The organism is Mixta sp., assembly GCF_024610815.1.
Lineage (GTDB): Bacteria > Pseudomonadota > Gammaproteobacteria > Enterobacterales > Enterobacteriaceae > Mixta > Mixta calida.
In genome coordinates, this window is the sequence record NZ_JANION010000235.1 from 1 (window position 1) to 2729 (window position 2729).

The following is a 2729-nucleotide window of genomic DNA, read 5'->3' on the forward strand; positions in this document are numbered from 1 at the left end:
GTGTTGGCGGCCAGGAATACCCCAGCGGCGCCGTCACGCAGCACGAAGTAAGCATCCGATTTTTCGCACTGCAATTCAGGCAGCGGCACCGGATCTTCTTTCGGCGGCGCCACCTCGCCGTTACGCAAGATTTTGCGCGTATTTTTACACTCGTCGTTGGTGCAGGCCATATATTTGCCGAAGCGCCCCATTTTCAGGTGCATTTCAGAGCCGCATTTTTCGCACTCAACGATCGGGCCGTCATACCCTTTGATGCGGAATTCGCCCTGTTCGATCTCATAGCCGTCGCAGCTGGGGTTGTTACCACAGACATGCAGTTTGCGCTGGTTATCGATCAAATAGCTGTCCATCGCCGTGCCGCATTTCTGGCAGCGACGACGGGCGCGCAGCGCGTTAGTTTCCGCATCGTCCCCCTCCAGAATATTCAGAACCTCGTTTTCCGGGATCAGGTTGATGGTCTGTTTGCAGCGCTCTTTCGGCGGCAGCGCATAGCCGGAACAGCCGAGGAACACCCCGGTGCTGGCGGTACGGATGCCCATTTTGCGGCCGCAGGTCGGACAGTCAATGGAGGTCAGCACCATCGGGTTCGGCTGCATGCCGCCCTCTTCAGGATCTTTCTCCGCCTGCTCCAGCTGCTTGCTGAAATCGGCAAAGAAGTGATCCAGCACCGCTTTCCATTCGGCCTGGTCGTTCGCTACCTGGTCAAGACTGTCTTCCATATGCGCGGTGAAATCGTAATTCATCAGCTCGCGAAAGTTCTCTTCCAGACGGTCGGTGACGATCTCGCCCATTTTTTCCGCATAGAAACGGCGGCTTTCCACGCGCACATAGCCGCGATCCTGAATGGTGGAAATAATCGAGGCGTAGGTCGACGGACGGCCAATGCCGCGTTTTTCCAGTTCGCGCACCAGCGAGGCTTCGCTAAAGCGCGCCGGTGGTTTGGTGAAATGCTGGCTCGGATTAAGCTGTTGCAGGCTCAGCTCATCGCCGATTTCAATCGCCGGCAGAATGCGATCTTCATCGCCTTTGCGCAGCGCGGGCATTACTTTCGTCCAGCCGTCGAAGCGTAAAATACGCCCTTTCGCTTTCAGCTTAAAGTCGCCCGCCGCCACTGTCAGCGTGGTGGAGTCATACTGCGCTGGCACCATCTGGCAGGCGACGAACTGACGCCAGATCAGCTGATAAAGCTTCTGCGCGTCCGCTTCCATATCCTTCAGCTGTTCAGCCTGAATCGTCACGTCGGACGGGCGAATCGCTTCGTGCGCTTCCTGTGAATTTTCTTTGCTGGCGTAGGCGTTCGCGGTCTTCGGCAGATATTTTTCGCCGAAATTGCTTTCAATATAACCGCGCGCCATCGCCACGGCGTCCTGGCTCAGGTTGGTGGAGTCGGTACGCATATAGGTGATATGGCCCGCCTCATAGAGCCGCTGCGCCAGCGCCATCGTGCGTTTTACGCCGAAACCGAGACGGGTGCTGGCCGCCTGCTGTAACGTGGAGGTGATAAAAGGCGCCCCCGGCTTGCTGCTGGTCGGCCGGTCTTCACGATCTTCCACATGAAAGCGGGCTTTTTCCAGCAGGCTGACCGCCGCCTGGGTCTGCTCTTTATTTACCGGGCGGAAAGGCTTGTCGCCCTGATGCGTTACCTGCATCGGCAGATCGCTGCCTTTCGGCGTAGTCAGATCGGCGCTCAGTTCCCAGTACTCTTCCGGCACGAACGCTTTAATTTCACGCTCACGCTCCACCACCAGCCGCACCGCCACCGACTGCACGCGCCCAGCGGAAAGACCGCGGGCGATCTTTTTCCACAGCAGCGGAGAGACCATATAGCCCACCACGCGGTCCATAAAGCGGCGCGCCTGCTGCGCATTGACGCGCTCGATATTCAGTTCGCCCGGCTTTTCAAACGCCTGACGAATCGCATTTTTGGTGATTTCGTTAAACACTACGCGGCTGAAGCGTTTGTCGTCGCCACCGATCACTTCCCGCAGGTGCCAGGCGATGGCTTCCCCTTCGCGGTCAAGGTCGGTTGCGAGATAGACGTGATCGGCTTCCTGCGCCAGCGCTTTCAGTTCGGAGACAACTTTCTCTTTGCCGGGCAAAATTTGATAGTCAGCTTTCCAGCCATGCCAGGGATCGACGCCCATACGGCTAACCAGCGCCGTTTTTTCATCTTTCTTGCCTTTTTTGGCTGGTTTAGCGTCAGCGCTCTTTTTCACCGTCGAGCCACTGGTCGGCAAATCACGTATATGACCCACGCTGGACTTCACAACGTAGTCTTTACCGAGATATTTATTAATCGTTTTGGCCTTTGCCGGGGACTCGACTATTACGAGAGCTTTACCCATATTTACCTTTACCTGATGAATACGTCCGAATGTAATGATGGCGTTTTTCAGCGTTGCCAGTCAGCGTGCCAATCTATATTGCTGCGGGTCGCGAAGAATTCAACCCGACCTGATTTAAAGCAGAAGACCACGTTGAAGCCAGCCTATAATGCTGATTAACGGCCCCTTTTAGCCGAAAACCGGCGCTTCCTGCTGCCAGCGTAAAGCCATTTTTACGCCCGGACCCTGAAACGCCCACACTGTACCTGATAAAATCGGATACGCAACTTAATTAGCATCTCGCCTGGTTTTGCGCCACCTTTATGACTTTTTTCTGCTGTCAGAATATCCACACTTAATTTGCGGTCAGCCACGACAGGCCAGTAATATAGAAGAGAATGTAGT

The 2729-nt window shown here is 55.5% G+C and carries 1 protein-coding gene; it reads right to left on the minus strand.

All coding sequences use genetic code 11. The features are described 5' to 3' along the window. A partial coding sequence (gene topA, locus MYY08_RS18055) for a type I DNA topoisomerase (protein WP_288015259.1) occupies window positions 1-2345 on the minus strand: 2345 nt, incomplete at its 3' end. Window positions 2346-2729 lie beyond the last annotated feature (384 nt).